14 protein-coding genes and 1 pseudogene are annotated in these 17,266 nt (G+C 60.5%); 10 read left to right on the top strand and 5 right to left on the bottom strand.

Annotated elements, in window-relative coordinates; all coding sequences use genetic code 11:
• Positions 1–168 precede the first annotated feature (168 nt).
• Genes murJ through mutS form a run of 3 tightly spaced genes read right to left on the bottom strand, consistent with a single transcriptional unit; the run spans position 169 to position 7,352 of the window.
• A complete protein-coding gene (gene murJ / locus AC33YF_RS05835; protein ID WP_491776260.1) occupies positions 169–1,728 on the bottom strand; it encodes a murein biosynthesis integral membrane protein MurJ in 1,560 nt (519 codons plus the stop codon).
• Between the two features lie 50 nt (positions 1,729–1,778).
• The gene (locus tag AC33YF_RS05830; protein WP_491776259.1) at positions 1,779–4,559 is read right to left on the bottom strand and encodes a [protein-PII] uridylyltransferase; all 2,781 of its coding nucleotides are present in this window, start codon (positions 4,557–4,559) and stop codon (positions 1,779–1,781) included.
• A gap of 27 nt (positions 4,560–4,586) precedes the next feature.
• Positions 4,587–7,352 carry a DNA mismatch repair protein MutS gene (gene mutS, locus AC33YF_RS05825; RefSeq protein WP_491776258.1) on the bottom strand — a complete coding sequence of 922 codons (2,766 nt, stop codon included), beginning with the start codon at positions 7,350–7,352 and terminating at the stop codon, positions 4,587–4,589.
• Between the two features lie 253 nt (positions 7,353–7,605).
• Here mutS and rph point away from each other — a divergent pair, with 253 nt between their 5' ends.
• The 6 genes from rph to gshB all read left to right on the top strand — a co-directional run bounded on the left by rph (position 7,606) and on the right by gshB (position 12,526).
• Positions 7,606–8,322, top strand: a complete 717-nt coding sequence (rph, locus tag AC33YF_RS05820; RefSeq protein ID WP_491776262.1) for a ribonuclease PH — start codon at positions 7,606–7,608, stop codon at positions 8,320–8,322.
• 10 nt (positions 8,323–8,332) lie between these two features.
• Entirely contained in the window at positions 8,333–8,962 is a 630-nt protein-coding gene (gene rdgB / locus AC33YF_RS05815; protein ID WP_491776257.1) for an RdgB/HAM1 family non-canonical purine NTP pyrophosphatase, read from the top strand.
• Positions 8,937–10,115, top strand: coding sequence for a radical SAM family heme chaperone HemW (gene hemW / locus AC33YF_RS05810; RefSeq protein ID WP_491776256.1), 1,179 nt, complete (start codon positions 8,937–8,939; stop codon positions 10,113–10,115). Before rdgB ends, hemW begins: the two co-directional genes overlap by 26 nt.
• A gap of 75 nt (positions 10,116–10,190) precedes the next feature.
• Positions 10,191–11,114 (top strand): 16S rRNA (cytidine(1402)-2'-O)-methyltransferase, encoded by a 924-nt coding sequence (gene rsmI / locus AC33YF_RS05805; RefSeq protein WP_491776255.1) that lies wholly within the window; start codon positions 10,191–10,193, stop codon positions 11,112–11,114.
• A complete protein-coding gene (locus AC33YF_RS05800) occupies positions 11,111–11,470 on the top strand; it encodes a YraN family protein (protein ID WP_491776254.1) in 360 nt (119 codons plus the stop codon). The genes rsmI and AC33YF_RS05800 overlap by 4 nt, the downstream gene beginning before the upstream one ends.
• A gap of 108 nt (positions 11,471–11,578) precedes the next feature.
• The gene (gene gshB, locus AC33YF_RS05795) at positions 11,579–12,526 is read left to right on the top strand and encodes a glutathione synthase (protein WP_491776253.1); all 948 of its coding nucleotides are present in this window, start codon (positions 11,579–11,581) and stop codon (positions 12,524–12,526) included.
• Here gshB and AC33YF_RS05790 read toward each other — a convergent pair.
• Entirely contained in the window at positions 12,523–12,942 is a 420-nt protein-coding gene (locus tag AC33YF_RS05790; RefSeq protein WP_491776252.1) for a 2TM domain-containing protein, read from the bottom strand. The two genes, gshB and AC33YF_RS05790, sit on opposite strands and share 4 nt — an antisense overlap.
• A 62-nt stretch (positions 12,943–13,004) precedes the next feature.
• On the opposite strand from AC33YF_RS05790, the pseudogene AC33YF_RS05785 reads away from it, so the two are divergent.
• The 4 genes and pseudogenes from AC33YF_RS05785 to grpE form a co-directional block, all read left to right on the top strand.
• Positions 13,005–13,220: pseudogene (locus tag AC33YF_RS05785) on the top strand (magnesium chelatase subunit ChlI family protein); the annotation flags it as partial.
• 277 nt (positions 13,221–13,497) lie between these two features.
• Positions 13,498–14,385, top strand: a complete 888-nt coding sequence (gene olsB, locus AC33YF_RS05780) for a l-ornithine N(alpha)-acyltransferase (RefSeq protein ID WP_491776261.1) — start codon at positions 13,498–13,500, stop codon at positions 14,383–14,385.
• A 66-nt stretch (positions 14,386–14,451) separates the two neighbouring features.
• A complete protein-coding gene (hrcA, locus tag AC33YF_RS05775) occupies positions 14,452–15,540 on the top strand; it encodes a heat-inducible transcriptional repressor HrcA (protein ID WP_491776251.1) in 1,089 nt (362 codons plus the stop codon).
• A 140-nt stretch (positions 15,541–15,680) separates the two neighbouring features.
• Positions 15,681–16,349 (top strand): nucleotide exchange factor GrpE, encoded by a 669-nt coding sequence (grpE, locus tag AC33YF_RS05770; protein ID WP_491776250.1) that lies wholly within the window; start codon positions 15,681–15,683, stop codon positions 16,347–16,349.
• A 15-nt stretch (positions 16,350–16,364) separates the two neighbouring features.
• Here the strand turns inward: grpE and AC33YF_RS05765 are convergent, their stop codons facing one another.
• Positions 16,365–16,961, bottom strand: a complete 597-nt coding sequence (locus AC33YF_RS05765) for an alpha-ketoglutarate-dependent dioxygenase AlkB family protein (protein WP_491776249.1) — start codon at positions 16,959–16,961, stop codon at positions 16,365–16,367.
• Positions 16,962–17,266: the final 305 nt, after the last annotated feature.

Here is a 17,266-nt window from a genome sequence, read left to right as displayed (position 1 = left end):
GTATTGTCTTGGCTTTTTCCAGGGCCCGGGCATTGGAGCCGGGCATATAGAGCACGCTGCGGCGCGGACGACCTGCCATTCCGATATCCCCATGGTGACTGAGCGCCTGATATTGCACTGCAACATGGTTCGGATGCAACCGGGGTAGACCCTGTTCCTTCGTACAACTCAGCGGCCGAGGACGTCCTTGACGAAAGTCCTGGGCTTCAAGGCGCCCACGAAAGAGCCGACACCAAAGTAGAGTAGAACGCCCACGGCGATCAGGGCGGCTAGAGAAGCCACCTGAATGAGAAGCCCATTTGAGGGAGCAAAATAGGGCTCCAGGACATACGCCGTCGCCCATAGTCCCACCGCCATCGCTATGCTGGCAATAATGATGCCTCGAAAGGCCCGACGGAACTTGTGGTCCAGCACGAACTGTTTCCGCCTGCGCAATGCAAAGGCAAGCAACGCCACATTGATCCAGCCCACAAGGCTAGTCGCGAGCGCAATACCTTGCGGGCCGACCACGTAGAACAGCGTCGGGCTCAGCACCGCGTTCCCCACAAGCGCGAGCCCGGAATAGAGCATGGGCGTCTTGGTGTCCTCACGGGCGAAGAAGCTCGGCTGAAGGACCTTGACCACCACATAGGCAGGCAGGCCGAAGGACAGCATGGCGAGCATCATCGCGGAGGCGCGGGCGTCTGAGGCGGAGAAAGCACCGCGCTCGAACAGCACGCGCATAATCGGCTCGGCGCACAGATACAGCGCGACGGCGGCCGGCACGGTCATCAGCAGTGAAAACTCTAACGCCCGATTTTCGCTGTCGGAGGCCGCCTCGCGGTCACCGCTTCTCAGCTTGTGGCTGAGGTCAGGCAGCAATACGACGCCCACCGCCACGCCGATCAGCCCAAGTGGAAGCTGAAAAATACGATCGGCGTAGTAGAGCCACGAAACCACGCCATCTTCGAGACTGGCGACAATCGTTGCGATGACAAGCGCGATCTGCCCAACGCCGCCGGCGATGACCCCAGGGATCGCCAGATGCACGAGCCGCTTCATGTCGTCGCTCCATTCGGGCTTTGCCAACCTCAATCGAAGGCCCGCCCGGAAAGCGGCAAAAACCACGATGCAGACCTGTAGGAAGCCTGAGACCGCAACACCCCACGCCATGGCTATACCGGCGACGGAGTCCTGACCATGCCCCGTTGCAATCAGGCCAAGCAACACGGTGATCAAGACGAAGTTGAGAATGCTCGGCGCAAACGCAGCAGCGGCGAACTTGCCGAGTGTATTGAGGAGTCCCGTGTACAGAGCAACCCACGACATAAAGAGGAGGTAGGGCATCGCTATGCGGACGAGTAGCACTGTCAAACTGAACTTGTCTGGATCCTCGGCAAATCCAGGCGCGAGCAGCATAACGAGCCAAGGAGCCGCGATTATTGCAAGGACAACCAACAGCACCAGGAGGGCTGATAGGCCGGCGAGGGCACGCGCCGCGTACTCCTTCGCGGCCTCTTCGCCGGCTTCATGGAGCTTTTTCGTATAGAGCGGAATGAAGGCCGCGTTGAACGCACCCTCCGCAAAAATACGCCGGAACATGTTCGGCACGCGTAGCGCGACGAAGAACGCATCCGATATGGCCGATGCACCAAGCACGGCAGCGATGAGAATGTCGCGCACAAAGCCCAGTAGACGGCTGATAACGGTCATACCGCCGACTGTGGCGAACCCACGATAGAGTTTCATTGAAGATGCCCGATTTGAATACGCGACTTAACTGCGGCTGGGGCCACGGGTCAAGAAACCTCAAGCTCAGGCTCTTGCGTTTCCACAAGCACCCGGGTCAACCGCTCTCTGATGAGGGCCTCGCGGCTCGAACTCGCAATCTTCTTGCCTGTGAGGTCCGTCACGTAAAAGACGTCCACGGCCTTTTCCCCGAACGTGGCGATATGAGCCGAGGCGATATCGAGATTGAGATTGGATATCTCCCGCGTGACTTCGTAGAGCAAGCCAGGCCGATCGAGTGCGTTGATCTCGATAACGGTGAGCGCGTCGGACAGCGTGTTGTCGATGATAACCTGTGGCTGGACCGAGAAAGCCGACAGGCGCGCTCTACTAAGAATCTTGGCTTTGATCACATCAACCACGTCCGCCTCGCCTAGGAGCATGCGCTCGATCGATGATGCAATTTTACGGGCGCGCCGTTCCTCATCCTCCGCGTGGTCGAACTCGCGCTGAATATGAATTGTGTCGAGCGCCATGCCATCTCGCGTGGTCGAAATCTGCGCATCCACAATGTTAACGCCCGCTCCGGTACAGGCGCCCGCGACCATCGCGAGCAGCCAAGGATGGTTCGGCGCGAGAAGCGTTAGCTGCGTGACTCCTCGGAACGCATCCGTCGAGATATGGGTGACGATCCCACTTTTCTGCTGCTCTGCCGACCGCATAAGTTCTGCATGTTCAGCGATTACATCGAGGTCGGTGCGGATCCAGTAAGCGGGGTAGTGACGGCCGACAAACTCATCGAACTCTGCGTCCGACCAGTCGGCCAGTCTTTCTCGCAAGGCTGATTGGGCGCACTGCAACCTTTGGGATCGAGTGAGTTCGGTATGGCCGCCCCCGAGCAGCGGCTCGACCTCATAATAGAGCGTTCGCAACAACTGCCCCTTCCAGCCGGTCCACGTCCCAGGTCCAACGGCGGCGATGTCGCAGACCGTCAGAACTAGGAGCAGCTTTAGGCGCTCCCGGCTTTGAACGATCGCCGCGAAATCCCTAATGGTCTTGGGGTCATTGAGGTCGCGGCTTTGCGCAAAAAGACTCATGGTGAGGTGTTGCTCAATCAACCAGGCTGCCGTCTCCGTTTCGGACGACGTCAGTCCAAACCGTGGACCCAGCTCCTTGGCGATCCGGGCGCCGACAACAGAATGATCTTCGTCCCGACCCTTGGCGACATCGTGAAGCAGCGCCGCAACATACAGCGCGCGACGGTTGTCGATGGTCTTGATGACCTCGCTGGAGAGTGGATGTTCGGCTGAAAACTGACCGCGCTCGAGCGCGTCGAGATACCCAATCGTGCGCACCAGATGCTCGTTGACGGTGAAGTGATGATACATGTTGAACTGCATCATCGACACGACCCGTCCCCATTCGGGGATGAAGCGGCCAAGCACGCCTGCTTCGGTCATTTTGCGCAAGATCGTTTCCTTGTCGCGGCCCGATGTCAGGAGCTTCAAGAACAGCTTGTTAGCAGTCGGGTCGTTGCGCAAGTTCTCGTCGATGTAGCGGAAATTTGCCCTGATCTGGCGAAGTACCTGGGGCGACAATGCAGCCTGGCTCTCATCGACGACCACGAATAGCCGAATGAAGTTCACTGGGTCCGCCTTGAATGCGTCAGCCGACACGGTCGAGATTCGACCGGTATCGATGCGGAAATCCGAAGTGCGGCGAAGCTTGGCGCGGCGGCGCCAATCGAACGGCGAAAGCAACTTGCCCAATGACGGAACAGACTTGAGCTGCTTCAACTCAAGCGCCGTGCAAACAATTCTGGTTAGCTGCCCAACCTCCAACGCGATCATGAAATAGTGCTTCATGAAGCGCTCGACACCGTTCAAGCCAGCGCGATCGCGATAGCCCAGCCGGTCTGCCATAGCCCGCTGAAGATCGAAACTCAGGCGGTCTTCTTCACGACCGGTGAGAAAGTGCAAATGACAGCGCACTGTCCAAAGGAAAAACTCGCATCGTCGGAAACTCGCATACTCGCTGGGCGTAAACACACCCGCCTCGACGAATTCGTCTTCCGCATGATCGGGATAAATGTGCTTCGCGAGCCAGTGCAGCGTATGCAGGTCGCGTAGACCTCCCATTCCCTCTTTGACATTCGGCTCGACGAGATAGCGTGACTCGCCGGCACGCGAGTGACGCGCATGTTGCTCCGCGAGCTTTGCTTCCACAAACGCGCGCGCATCCACGTCTAGAACTTCGCGCCGGAAGCGATGAAGATACTCGGCGAAAAGTTTTTCGTCTCCTAGGAGAAGCCGTGAGTCGAGGAGCGCGGTGCGGATCGTCATATCGGCGGTGCTGAGTCGCACACATTGGCTGATGTTGCGCGCCGCATGTCCCACCGTAAAGCCGAGGTCCCACAGCACGTAAAGAATGAACTCGGCGACGCTCTCGCCCCAAGCGGTCTGCTTGTATGGCAGCAGGAACAAAAGGTCTATGTCCGACCCCGGAGCCAGCAACCCCCGTCCATATCCGCCTTGAGCGACGACAGCCATGCGTTCTGCGGTCGAGGGATTCTCCGCGCGATAGACATGCTGTGTAGTGACATAGTAGGCGAGCCTGATCAGTTCGTCCTGAAAGGCCGAAAGACCCGCGGCGCAGGCGCGGCCGTCCCCGTCTTCCTCAAGTTGGGCTTTGGCCAGTACACGGGCTTCTTCTACACGCGGCTTGAGAAATTCGACGAGAGCCGCACGCATCTGCGTATCCTGGCCGGCATGCGCGAGAGCCATATCGTCCGCCTGCTCGCGCAACAAGGCAAAATCCAGATAGGGCGCGTTCTTGTTAACTGCTTGATCCATACGGCAGAACCTTACCACATCCCGGTGCTAGGCATCGTCCTCTAACAGCGCCCGAAGCCTATATAGTGCATCGCTGGCCTCTTTCGGCGTCATCGCATCCGGATTGAGTTCACGCAACGCCTGTTCGAGCTTAGACGGCGATGCGTCCTGGTTTTGTGCCCCGGCTGCTTGAAACAGCGGTAGGTCGCCCGCGAGATCTGCTGGCTTTGGGCGCCCATCAGCCCTTTCCAGCTCGCTTAACACAGCGTCGGCGCGGTCCAGCACGGCCGCTGGCAACCCTGCGAGCTTGGCCACGTGGATGCCATAGGATCGGTCCGCGGCGCCCATTTTCACGCGGTACAAAAACACGACCTCCTCCCGCCACTCCTTGACTTCGACAGTTGCATTGGCCGCATGGGGCAGCCGATCCGCGAGCGCCGTAAGCTCGTGGTAGTGCGTTGCGAACAAGACACGCGATCGATTGATCTCATGAAGATATTCAAGCGCAGCCCAGGCAATGCTCAGCCCGTCGAATGTGGCTGTACCGCGTCCAATCTCATCGAGAACCACGAATGAGCGCGGCGTCGCCTGATTTAGGATGGCCGCCGTCTCCACCATTTCGACCATGAAGGTAGACCGGCCCCGTGCGAGGTCATCCGAGGCGCCGACCCGGCTAAAAAGCCGATCGACGAGCCCAATATGGGCGGACTTTGCGGGCACAAATGAGCCGATTTGGGCCAAGACCACGATCAATGCGTTTTGGCGCAAGAAGGTTGACTTGCCTCCCATGTTCGGCCCCGTGACGACAAGCGTGCTGGGGCTTCCGCTTCGGTTGTCCTCGCCGCCGCACAAGCTGCAGTCGTTGCCAATGAATTCGCTGGCCTGCTCGCGCCGCAAGGTCTGCTCGACCATGGGGTGGCGCCCCTCCTCAATCGAAAAGAGGGCGCTGTCGTCGACTTCAGGGCGTACGTAGCGCTGCTCTACCGAGACCTCCGCGAGCGCGGCATAGTGATCGAGCTCGGCTAGCGCGGCACTCGCCGCGGACAGATCGCTCTCCGCCGCCAACACTTCGCCGGTCAACTCAGCGAAGACTTCCAATTCAAGCGCCAAAGCACGATCGGCGGCGGTCGTGATTTTCGACTCAAGCTCGGCGAGTTCCGTCGTCGAGAAGCGTGTGGCGTTTGCCATGGTCTGGCGGTGTATAAACGTCTCTGAATGAGGCGGGCCCATCAGGGTAGGCGCGTGGGGCGCTGTTACCTCGACGAAGTAGCCAAGCACATTGTTGTGCCGAACCTTAAGTGCCTTGACCCCCGTGGCCCCCGCGTAGGTCGCCTGCAGGCCCGCGATGACTTTCCTGCTGCTATCGCGCAGGGCACGCAGCTCATCGAGAGCGGCATTGTAGCCCTCGCGCACAAAGCCCCCATCTCGGCCGTTCGCCGGCAGTTCGTCGGCAAGCGCAGCCTCCATAGATTTAGCGACCTCCGCCGGTGCTTGCGCCAACCGCTCGGCAATACCCATCAGCTCTCTTGGCAATCCCAACGCTTCGCCAGCACTGAGCAGTCGGGCCGCGAGGTCGTGTGCCACATTGATTGCAGCACCGACCGTACCGAGATCACGGGGCGCGCCTCTTTCGAAGGCAATACGGCTTAGCGCGCGGGCGAGATCGGGCGCAGCTTTTAAGCAAGTTCGCAAGTCCTGTCGCAAACGCGGTTCGTCGGCCAGATACCCGACAGCATCCAGGCGGGCGTTGACTGCCGAGCCGTCCGTGAGCGGACTTGATAAGCGACTTGCAAGTTCTCGAGCGCCTGCTGCTGTGACCGTTCTATCAATCGCCGCAAGCAAACTGCCTGCTCGCGTCCCCTGGTTCGAGCGGACCAGCTCAAGATTGGCGCGCGTCGCGGCGTCGATCAGCAGCAACTGATCAGCGGTCTCTCTGCGGGGTGGGCGCAAGAGCGGCGTCCGGCCAACTTGTGTGAGTTCCACGTAAGTGAGGAGCCCAGCAAGCGCCGCGAGCTCAGCGCGGGAAAATGCGCCAAACGCATCGAGCGTGGCCACACCAAGCCGGTCCTTGAGGGCGCGCTCGCCACGCGTCGAATCAAAATGAGCGCGCGGACATGGGGTCATTGCTGCACCGGATTGGTCAATGTACTTGCGGATGTCGGCGTCGCCCGCGAGGTCTTCGCCAACGAGCACCTCGCCGGGGCTGATGCGCGCGAGCTCGCCGGCAACATTTGTGCACTCGCACATTGCCGTAATCAGTTCGCCGGTGGAGATATCGATCGAGGCCATTGCGAAGCGCCGCTCGGCGCCGTCCGTTTGCGGCGCTCGGAATAGGGCGGTGAGGAAGTTATGCGCACGTGCATCGAGCAACGTTTCCTCGGTCAACGTACCTGGTGTAACGAGCCGTACGACATCACGTCGAACGACGGCTTTCGAACCGCGCTTCTTGGCCTCGGCTGGGTCCTCGGTCTGTTCACAAACGGCGACGCGATGGCCGAGAGAAATCAGTTTCTGCAGGTAATCGTCGGCGGCATGGACGGGAACGCCGCACATGGGGATGTCCACGCCGAGATGTTTGCCGCGTTTTGTGAGTGCGATCCCGAGCGCACGCGAAGCGACCGAGGCGTCCTCAAAAAACATCTCGTAGAAATCGCCCATGCGATAAAACAGCAGGCTGTCGGCGTTGGCGGCCTTGATCTCGAGATACTGTGCCATCATTGGCGTTGCGCCTTCCGGCGCGCGGAACAGCTTCGTTTTGCCGCTAGTCGCGGTCAAGTGTGTATCCACAGTTGTTGAGGGCGTGTCCGACTTCATGGCCGTCTGTGAATGAACGCCCATTTGAGCGGCACTGCAACCTCTTCATCCCAGGTTGCAAGAACACCCGTAACGCCCGCTGCTCCGTGCAAGCTCAGGACTTCGCCGCGCCAGGCGATCGCAACAGTCCCGATTCCTTACCGCGGGGCAGACAAGGGTTCTCGCTGCGTACATTTGGCTAAAGGGCTTTCCGCGCGTTTCGGTGTCCTCTAGGGTGCGCGGCCTTAATTCCTTTCTCTTGAGGAGAGCCGCCATAACACGCCCGTCAAACCGTGCACCCGACGCATTGCGCCCTGTGAGCCTCGAACGCGCTGCTTCGCGTCACGCAGAAGGCTCCTGCCTAGTTCGCTTCGGCGAGACCCACGTCCTGTGTACCGCATCGGTTGCCGAGTCCGTTCCACCTTGGCTGAAAGGGTCGGGGCGCGGCTGGGTGACGGCGGAGTACGGCATGCTGCCGCGCTCCACGCACGACCGCACCCGCCGAGAAGCCGCCGCCGGGAAGCAGTCTGGGCGGACCCAGGAAATTCAGCGCTTGATTGGCCGGTCTTTGCGTGCCGTGACCAATCTCGCAGGCATTGCCGAGAAGCAGATTGTCGTCGATTGCGATGTTCTTCAGGCCGATGGGGGCACCCGAACAGCCTCGATTACGGGCGCCTGGGTCGCGTTGCATGACGCACTGGCCTGGATGGAGGCGCGCGACATGATCAAAGGCGATGTCCTGCGCGACCACGTCGCCGCGGTGTCCTGCGGCCTGTATGGCGGCGAGGCGGTGCTTGATCTCGACTACGCCGAGGACTCAGAAGCCGACGCGGACGCTAATTTCGTCATGACCGGCGCGGGCGGCATCGTCGAGGTGCAAGGCACGGCCGAGACCGAACCGTTCAGCCTTGAGCAGTTCGATCAGTTGATGGGGCTCGCGCGGGCCGGCATCGCCGAATTGGTCGAGCTACAAAAAATGACCATTGCCTAAGGAGGCGACCGTGCTCGGATCGAGCGTCCTGCATCGTGGCTCGAAAATCGTTATTGCCAGCCACAACGAGGGCAAGGTTCGCGAACTCGGCGAACTGTTCGAGCCCTATGGGATCGTCTGCGTCTCCGCAGGCAGCCTTGATCTTCCGGAACCAGAGGAAACCGGCGACACGTTCGAGGAAAACGCGTTGCTCAAGGCCCATGCGTCAGCGCAAGGCTCGGGCATGCTCGCCCTCTCGGACGATTCCGGGCTAGAGGTCGAGGCTCTCGGCGGCGATCCTGGCATTCATTCGGCGCGTTGGGGTGGGCCGACGAAGGACTTTGGACTTGCTATGCAAAAGGTGCACGAGGCACTCGAAGCGACGGGCGGTGCCTTCAGTCGCGCCAACTTTACTTGCGCTCTCGCGCTTGCCGCCCCCGACGGCGGCGAAGCCGTCTACACGGGACGCGTGTTCGGGCACATCCAATGGCCCCCTCGTGGAGACCGAGGGTTTGGCTACGATCCGATCTTTGTGCCGGAGGGACACACAGAGACATTTGGCGAGATGGACCCGGCGCTCAAGAACGAGCTATCGCATCGCATGCGGGCCTTCGAACAGCTGATGGCAGCAAATTATGCCGAAGACGGCGCTTCAGACTGACGTCGCAACTGCCGCGGAGCCTTTCGGCGTTTATGTGCACTGGCCGTTCTGCGCGGCCAAGTGTCCGTATTGCGACTTCAACTCGCATGTCCGCCATGGGGGTATCGATGGAGACCGGTTCCTGGCTGCGTACCTAAAGGAGCTTGCCTATTTCGCGGAGCGCACGCCGGGTCGCGAAGTCACAAGCGTCTTTTTTGGCGGCGGCACGCCGTCGCTCATGTCGCCGCACATAACAGGCGCCATCCTCGAGAGGATCGCGGAGCACTGGACTCTCGATGAGGATGCGGAGATCACCCTTGAGGCTAATCCCACCAGCGTGGAGGCGGGGAACTTTCGCGGCTACGCGTCCGCAGGCGTCAACCGGCTGTCGCTCGGAGTCCAAGCCTTGGACGATAGGAGCCTGAAGGCGCTGGGCCGGTTGCACACGGCGGAAGAGGCATTGGCCGCCTTCGCCCTGGCGCGGGAGACCTTTGACCGTATTTCGTTCGACCTGATTTACGCCCGCGAAGGCCAGTCGCTAGCGGACTGGCGAATGGAGCTCAACCGCGCGCTTTCCTTCGCCGTCGATCATCTGTCGCTGTACCAGCTGACAATCGAGGACGGAACACCCTTCGCCGCGCTTCACGAAGCCGGGCGCTTGCGGGTGCCCCACGGCGAGACAGCACGTGACATGTATCTTGCAACCCAGGAGCTCTGCAACGCGGCAGGCTTGCCCGCTTACGAGGTTTCCAATCATGCCAAGCGAACCGCGGAGTCCCGGCACAACCTCGTCTACTGGCATGGACACGACTATGTGGGCGTCGGTGCGGGCGCGCATGCGCGTATCACAACGGACGGCGCAAGACGCGCCCTTTCCACGTTGCTACTCCCGGAGGACTGGCTAGCTCACGTCGAAGTCCACGGCCATGGGCTAGTCAGCGATGAAGCGCTGACAAAGCGCGAAGCGGCGGAGGAGTATCTGCTGATGGCCTTAAGATTGACCGAAGGCATCGATGTTTCGCGCTTTGAGGCGTTGGCAGGCGAGCCGCTTGATGAAACGCGCATAACCACTCTTGTTGAGGACGGCTTGCTACTTCGGGATGGAGCGCGCCTTATGGCGACAGTTCGAGGGCGGCTCGTGTTGGAGCGCATGATCGTGGAGCTAGCCGCCTGAGCGACGGGTGCGCACGCGTCCGAATCCGCATAACGTATTCGTCCGATATCGCGACGGACAAGGGAAACAGACCCTGTGCCTGACGACGGCAGTGCAGAAGCCAGAACGAGAACAGTTGCCCGAACAAGTGAAGCACTCGCCGAGCTGCTGGACCGACCGCTCGCGGCGGGCCTCTATGTCGTTGCGACGCCGATTGGCAATCTCGCCGACATCTCGCTGAGGGCGCTCGCGGTTCTCGCGCGCGCACAGCTAATCGCTGCCGAAGATACGCGGCACTCCCGCAAGCTGCTGTCGCACTACAACATCTCTAGGGAGTTGACGGCCTACCACGACCACAACGCAGCACGAGAGCGCCCAAAGCTGCTCGCAAAGATCGAAGCAGGCGACGCGGTAGCACTCATATCCGATGCTGGAACGCCTCTTGTATCCGACCCCGGATACAAGCTTGTACGGGAGGCGCTCAATGCGGGGCTTCTTGTAACGAGTATTCCCGGACCTTCAGCGGCACTCGCCGCGCTGACGAGCGCAGGGCTCCCCACCGACTCTTTCTTGTTCGGCGGGTTCCTGCCGCCACGAACGGGCCAGCGTATGATTCGCCTCGCCACTTTCAAGGACGTGCCTACGACGCTCGTCTTCTTTGAGACGGCACCGCGGCTTGCAAAGAGCCTTGTTGACATGGGCAAAGCCTTAGGACCGCGCGAAGCGGTGATCGCGCGCGAACTTACGAAGCTGCACGAGACCCTTTATTGCGGGACGCTGGAGTCACTGGCCGCCGATATCGCGAACTCCTCCGTCAAAGGTGAAGTGGCCGTCGTAATCGCCCCACCACGTAGTGAAGCAACGCACGTCGACGATGCACGGCTCGCTGCAGACCTTTCGGCGGCACTCGAAACCATGACCCTGCGCGACGCCGTTCGCGCAGTGACCGATGCACACCAAGTAAAGCGGGCACGAGTCTACGAGCTAGGGCTTTCTCTGACAAAGCGCGGAACGCCATGAGCAAGGCTCGGGTCCGAGCATACCGAGACGGTGTCTTAGCCGAGACGCTGGCCGCGATACTATTCAGTCTCAAAGGCTATCGCATTATTGTAAGACGCTACCGTTCGCCGGTTGGCGAGGTCGATCTCGTCGCGACAAACGGGGAGCGCCTCGCATTCGTGGAAGTGAAACGGCGGAAAACACAAGCGCGTGCAGCCTTTGCGGTAACGGCGAAGCAGAAGCGGCGCATTATGCGCGCGGCTCAGTATTGGCTATCGAGCCACCCCCATTTCGTCGACTACGCTATTGGCTTCGATGTCGTGCTTTGTGCACTTTGGTCCTGGCCACGCCACGTAAAGAACGCGTTCCCTATCTGACGGCACCAGACGCCGGTTCAAACACCCTTGAAATGGTCATGCTTGAAATGCGGCTCCCTAACGGTCAAGTTTCGCCGCAACTGGCCGCCAAATACCTCGCAGGACACCATGGCACTCAAAGTCGCGTTTCAAATGGACCCCATAGAGCTCATCGACATCAATGGGGATTCGACCTTCGCGCTTCTCTTGGAAGCTCAACGGCGCGGCCACGACGTGTTCTACTACACGCCTCCCAATCTCTCGCTGAAAAATGGCAGGCTGATTGCATTCGGTCATAGCCTCACGGTCGAAGACAAACCCGGCGACCACTATCGGCTCGCGCACCCACGAAGCGTCGACCTTGCCGACTTCGACGTGGTGCAGCTCCGCCAGGATCCGCCCTTCGACATGGCCTACATCACGACGACTCACCTGCTTGAGCGCTTGCAACCCAGACCGGTTGTGGTCAACGACCCGGCTTCTGTCCGCAACGCACCCGAGAAGATCTTCGTGCTCGATTTTCTCGATCTGATGCCGCCGACGCTCGTGACCCGTTCGCCAGACGAAATCCGCGCCTTTCGCGAGGAACACAAGGACATCGTGGTGAAACCGCTTTATGGGAACGGCGGCGCGGCGATCTTCCGGATCGCCGAGGGCGACACGAACCTCAACTCGCTGATCGAACTCTTGGGACAGACCTTCCGAGAGCCCATCATGGTGCAACGCTACCTCCCCGAGGTGCGGGCTGGGGACAAGCGTATCATCTTGGTCGATGGCGAATTCGCGGGGGCCCTCAACAGGGTTCCGGCGGCCGACGAGACGCGCTCGAACTTGCACGTAGGCGGGACCGCCAAAGCCACAACGCTAACGCCACGCGAAGAGGAGATCTGTGCTCGGCTCTCGTCGGAGCTTAAACGACGTGGACTGATTTTTACTGGCATCGATGTGATTGGCGACTATCTCACCGAGATCAACGTAACCTCACCAACGGGGATACGGCAGGTCAAGGAGTTCGGCGGCAACGATATCGCCGCGATGATCTGGGATGTGGCTGAGCAGAAGATCGCTGAGCGCTAAGGCTCGCTGCGGCGCTCCGACGAACGGGTTGGACGGCGCCTGTTCACAAGCGCAGCCCAGCCATGGACCGTAGCACCGACACCCCAGCCTAGCGCAACCCAGACAGCCCACCAATGATGCGTGCCGGCCGCGATGTTGACGCCGAAAAGCAGGGCAACGAAAGCCACATACACGAAAGCATGGATTGCCAAACCGCGGACCCGCGGATCGGCGAGCACGCGGACGCTATGGCGCGCTTGCGTAAGCCAGACCGCCAGCGCATGGGCGGCGAGCCCAATGCCCCAACCGGCGGCCACCCACAGGAACCATTGGCGCGGGGGGCTGTGTGACAGGGCGAACGCGGCGCATAGCGCGATCACCGCGATATAGGCGACCGCGTGGATCAGAAGAGCGCTCTTGGCTGAGTCGACTCGCATAAGGCGAGAGAAACACGATCGGACGGATTTGCGGAGCCCTTCATTATTGAAGCAGGTCGGGATTGAAGGAGGTCGCGGCGCCCGACAAAGAGGGGCTTGGGCTCTTGCGCGACGCGGCTCGGACTTTGGGAACTAGCGCGCGCGGTTATCACCGTACCTTTCGGGTTGCGCGCACCTTGGCGGATTTGGACGGAGCCGAGACAGTTGCCTGAATTCACGTGGCAGAACCGTTGAGTTATCGAGGCGAAGCTCTGCGCCACACAGAGCTCGCGGTCTGATGCGCTCGCCCGGTGTCTGCGAATATCCACTGCCTGTCATATAGGGTTCGAATTGGTTTGCTAACGCGGTTCAGATGTGGCCGAATCGGAGTGGTCGGAAGGCCCTGCGAACCATAGAGAGCCCACTCAGCTCTCACGGCACGTTCCCCAATGTTGTCAGGTAGGTACACCCATGCCGACAAAAACGACTCCGGGACGATTTGCAGAACTGTTCCTCCCTGGCGCGAAGTTTCCCGGCTTAAATTTTCGGGCTGGCGTCCCAGGCTCACTCCCGCTCATGGGCAGAGGCCTTGGTTTCGCAGTCGGCCTTCGCGAACGTTCGCAGCCAGCACCGGTCTATGGCCGAATCGGCTCGCTTGAGGTTCGTCTCGCCCGCAAGAAGAGCGAAATTCGCCGAGCACAGCGCCTTCGCTACAAGGTCTTTTACGAGGAGATGGCCGCCACGCCCACCGCATTAGCGATGCTGTCGCGACGCGACGAGGATGCTTTTGATCCCATCTTCGACCATCTGCTGGTCTTGGACCACGGCGATCCCAACCGCAAAGGATGGCGACGACCCAATGTGGTGGGCACCTACCGCGTGCTGCGTCAGGATATCGCTGATGTGCATGACGGGTTCTACACGCAGAGCGAATACGACATTGCCCCGCTAATTCAATCCAAACCGGGTGCTAGCTTTATGGAGCTCGGCCGCTCATGCGTGTTGAAGCCTTATCGGAATCGCAGAACCGTTGAGCTTCTGTGGCACGGCATCTGGTCCTACGTTCGGCAGCACCGGGTCGATGTAATGATCGGCTGCGCCAGCTTCCCAGGAGTGGACCCCGTTCAGCACGCGATGGCACTCAGTTTCCTGCATCACACCGCACGAGCACCGGAAGAATGGCGTGTCGCGGCGCACGACCATCTGCGCGTCGATATCAACATGATGCCGAAGGAAGCGCTGAATATGCGCACCGCGCTGAAGGCGATGCCGCCGCTTATCAAGGGATACATGCGGCTCGGGGCCTATATCGGCGACGGGGCCGTGATCGATCGACAGTTTGGGACAACCGATGTTCTGATTATCTTGCCGGTGGAGCATATCAACTCGCGCTACTTCGCACATTTCGGCGCCCCGGACGAACTACCCACGCCCGTTACCCAGAATTTCGGGCCGCTCAACTGAGTGATGGGGGAAACGCCGTGGTCAACACGGTTTGACGCCGTGCGGAGCGCTTCCTAAGTTTCCTGCATGGGACATGTAGACACTAACGGTGCCAAGGCGGATTCCTCTGTCGGGCTTCGTCAGCTCAACGAGCGGTCGCGAGAAATCTTTCGCCAAATCGTTGAGACATATCTGGAGACAGGCGAACCCGTCGGGTCGCGCAATCTGAGTCGCGCCTTGCCGATGACGTTGTCGCCGGCCTCCGTTCGCAACGTCATGTCCGACCTCGAGCATCTCGGTCTCATCTACGCGCCGCATACAAGTGCTGGTCGGCTACCGACGCAAACCGGCTTACGGCTCTTTGTGGACGGGCTTTTGGAGATCGGAGACGTTTCCGAAGCGGAGCGAACCGAGATTGAAGCTCGCATGGTCGCAAGCGGTCGGCATCGCGGCATCGACGACTATCTCGCCGAAGCCGGTGAAATGCTGTCGGGTCTATCACGCTGCGCTGGTGTTGTGCTCGCCGAAAAGCAAAGCAAGACGCTGCGCCACGTTGAATTCGTCAATCTCGGTCAAGGCCAAGCCCTAGCGGTATTGGTGAGCGAAGACGGAGATGTCGAAAACCGCATCGTGGCGATTCCCGAGGGGTTGCCTTCATCGTCGCTGAACGACGCCACCAACTACATGAACGCGCGCATCACCGGCATGACGCTTGGAGAGGCACGCAAGCGCGTCGAGACAGAGATCGAAGAGCGTCGTGCCCAGCTCGATGAGCTGACTGCCCAAGTGGTAACAGACGGCCTGGCGACTTGGTCCGTAGACGCCAACGACCGGCAGAGCCTGATTGTTTGCGGCCACGCGCACCTTCTCGAAGACATCAAAGCGATGGAAGACTTGGAGCGGGTTCGGTTGCTTTTTGAGGACCTCGACGCCAAGAAGGGGCTTATCCAACTGCTGGGCCTCGCGGAGCGCGCCGACGGCGTCCGTATCTTCATTGGTTCCGAGAACAATCTGTTCTCGTTATCGGGATCCGCTCTGATCGTATCGCCGTTCGAAGATTCTGAACAAAGGATCGTCGGGGTCCTCGGCGTGATCGGCCCGGCACGGCTCAACTACGGCCGCATTATTCCGATGGTCGACTACACGGCCCGGCTTCTGGGACGGCTTGCCCCATAGGCGGCCGGCCTCACCTGTGACTGCCCGTCGACGGAATGACCAGCCGTTCCGGGCCGGTTCCGTCGATCTCTCTTGATTTTTATGCCCGCCCGGTTGATATCCGGGCTTCATCCGATCAATTCTGACCTCCGAGATACGCGATGCCGGACGAACCTTCCGATCCACGCCCCAACGACAAACAGCCTGCGCAACCGGGCTCACCAGAGGCGATGGCGAGCAACGAGGCGAGCGCCGAAGTGACTGGGGACCTTGAGGCCCTTCTCGCTGAGAACACCGACATGCGCGACAAGTTGCTGCGGACCATGGCTGATATGGAGAACCTGCGGCGCCGCACTGAACGGGAGAAGGAAGACACGGCGCGCTATGCGATATCGAACTTTGCTCGGGACGTTCTCACCATTGGTGACAACCTGCGCCGCGTGATCGAACATGTGCCGGAAGAGGCCGCCGGGAAGGACCCGGCGTTGAAGAGCTTCCTTGAGGGCGTAGCGCTGACGGAGCGCGAACTCCTCAAGATGATGGAAAAGCATGGGGTGACGCGTTTGGAGCCAATGGGGCAACGATTTGATCCCAACCAACAGCAGGCCATGTACGAGGTTCCGACAACCGACGTGCCTGAAGGCACCGTGGTACAGGTTATGCAGGCGGGTTTCACAATCGGCGACCGGGTTTTGCGCCCTGCGCTGGTGGCGGTATCTAAAGGCGGTCCAAAGCCAGCGCCAACCCCAAAGGCAGGCGCGGAGGAGCCTCAAGGCAATGGCTTTGGACCTGGCCGTGCCGCCAATGATGACTCGCCGGCCAAGGGTTAGGCCTCGATAGACTGGCTAGTTGGGCTTGGTCACGCGACGGAGCGTGAGGTTGAAGCGCCCGCCTTCTTCGAGCAGTTCGCTCGTTTCGGGCAACACGCGGTCAATCCCGTGATAGGCAAGCCGATCGGCGCCTTCGAGAACAATAACGTCGCCGGACCTGAGTTCCAGCTTTCGCGTTGGCCCTTTGCGCGTGGTCGCGCCAATCCGAAATATCGCCGTGTCGCCGAGTGAGATCGAGATCACGGGGGCCGCAAAATCCTCTTCGTCGCGATCTTGATGCAATCCCATCTTGGCAGCGCCGCCATAGTAGTTGATCAGGCATGCCTCCGGCGGATGGGGATAGTCCGCAAGCTTGGCCCATAGATTTAGGAGGCTGTCCGGAATATCGGGCCACGGACGGCCACTTTCGGGATGGGTCGCTTGATAGCGATACCCGCCCTCCTTGTCGGTCACCCAGCCAAGTGGCCCAGCATTGGTCATGCGGACTGACATGGGCGTGCCTGAACGCGGCATTCGAGGCACGAAAAGCGGCGCTCGGCCCACGATTCTCCGAATTTCGGCCAGCAGAGTGGCTTGTTCCGTGGCTGAAAATTCTTCCGGTAAATGCTGCACGCGCCCGCGGCCCCTTCACGCCAGTTAACAGGTCTCATACTGCCGTACAGGCGTGCGCGCCACAGAGCAATCTCTTGTGCGCCGGCCTCCCGCCGACCGCGGCAGGTAGACCCAAGGCCCAAGCACCGGGTGACTTGCTGGGCGCGCCGCCTCTTATCCTTGCGAGCCATGGGGTTGGCACCTATATAACCGCCGAACCCCGCGTGAATTTCCGCACGGGGGCGCTGCGAAACAATTGGGAACCAGACCGCGCCGCCTTGGAGAGAGGCCTGGCGCGTCAGTCACTGCCGGGTGCCGAGAGCGGG

The sequence above is a fragment of the Methyloceanibacter sp. genome (assembly GCF_058506495.1).
The sequence above is the reverse complement of the archived record's forward strand: the minus strand, read 5'-3'. Positions and strand labels throughout refer to the sequence as shown.

Bases quoted from the DNA above. Each gene is read 5' to 3' on its own strand.
- hrcA (WP_491776251.1), top strand. From the start codon at position 14,452: ATGGGACATGTAGACACTAACGGTGCCAAGGCGGATTCCTCTGTCGGG.
- gshB (WP_491776253.1), top strand. From the start codon at position 11,579: ATGGCACTCAAAGTCGCGTTTCAAATGGACCCCATAGAGCTCATCGAC.
- grpE (WP_491776250.1), top strand. From the start codon at position 15,681: ATGCCGGACGAACCTTCCGATCCACGCCCCAACGACAAACAGCCTGCG.
- hemW (WP_491776256.1), top strand. From the start codon at position 8,937: ATGCCGAAGACGGCGCTTCAGACTGACGTCGCAACTGCCGCGGAGCCT.
- AC33YF_RS05800 (WP_491776254.1), top strand. From the start codon at position 11,111: ATGAGCAAGGCTCGGGTCCGAGCATACCGAGACGGTGTCTTAGCCGAG.
- olsB (WP_491776261.1), top strand. From the start codon at position 13,498: ATGGGCAGAGGCCTTGGTTTCGCAGTCGGCCTTCGCGAACGTTCGCAG.
- murJ (WP_491776260.1), bottom strand. From the start codon at position 1,728: ATGAAACTCTATCGTGGGTTCGCCACAGTCGGCGGTATGACCGTTATC.
- mutS (WP_491776258.1), bottom strand. From the start codon at position 7,352: ATGAAGTCGGACACGCCCTCAACAACTGTGGATACACACTTGACCGCG.
- AC33YF_RS05830 (WP_491776259.1), bottom strand. From the start codon at position 4,559: ATGGATCAAGCAGTTAACAAGAACGCGCCCTATCTGGATTTTGCCTTG.
- AC33YF_RS05790 (WP_491776252.1), bottom strand. From the start codon at position 12,942: ATGCGAGTCGACTCAGCCAAGAGCGCTCTTCTGATCCACGCGGTCGCC.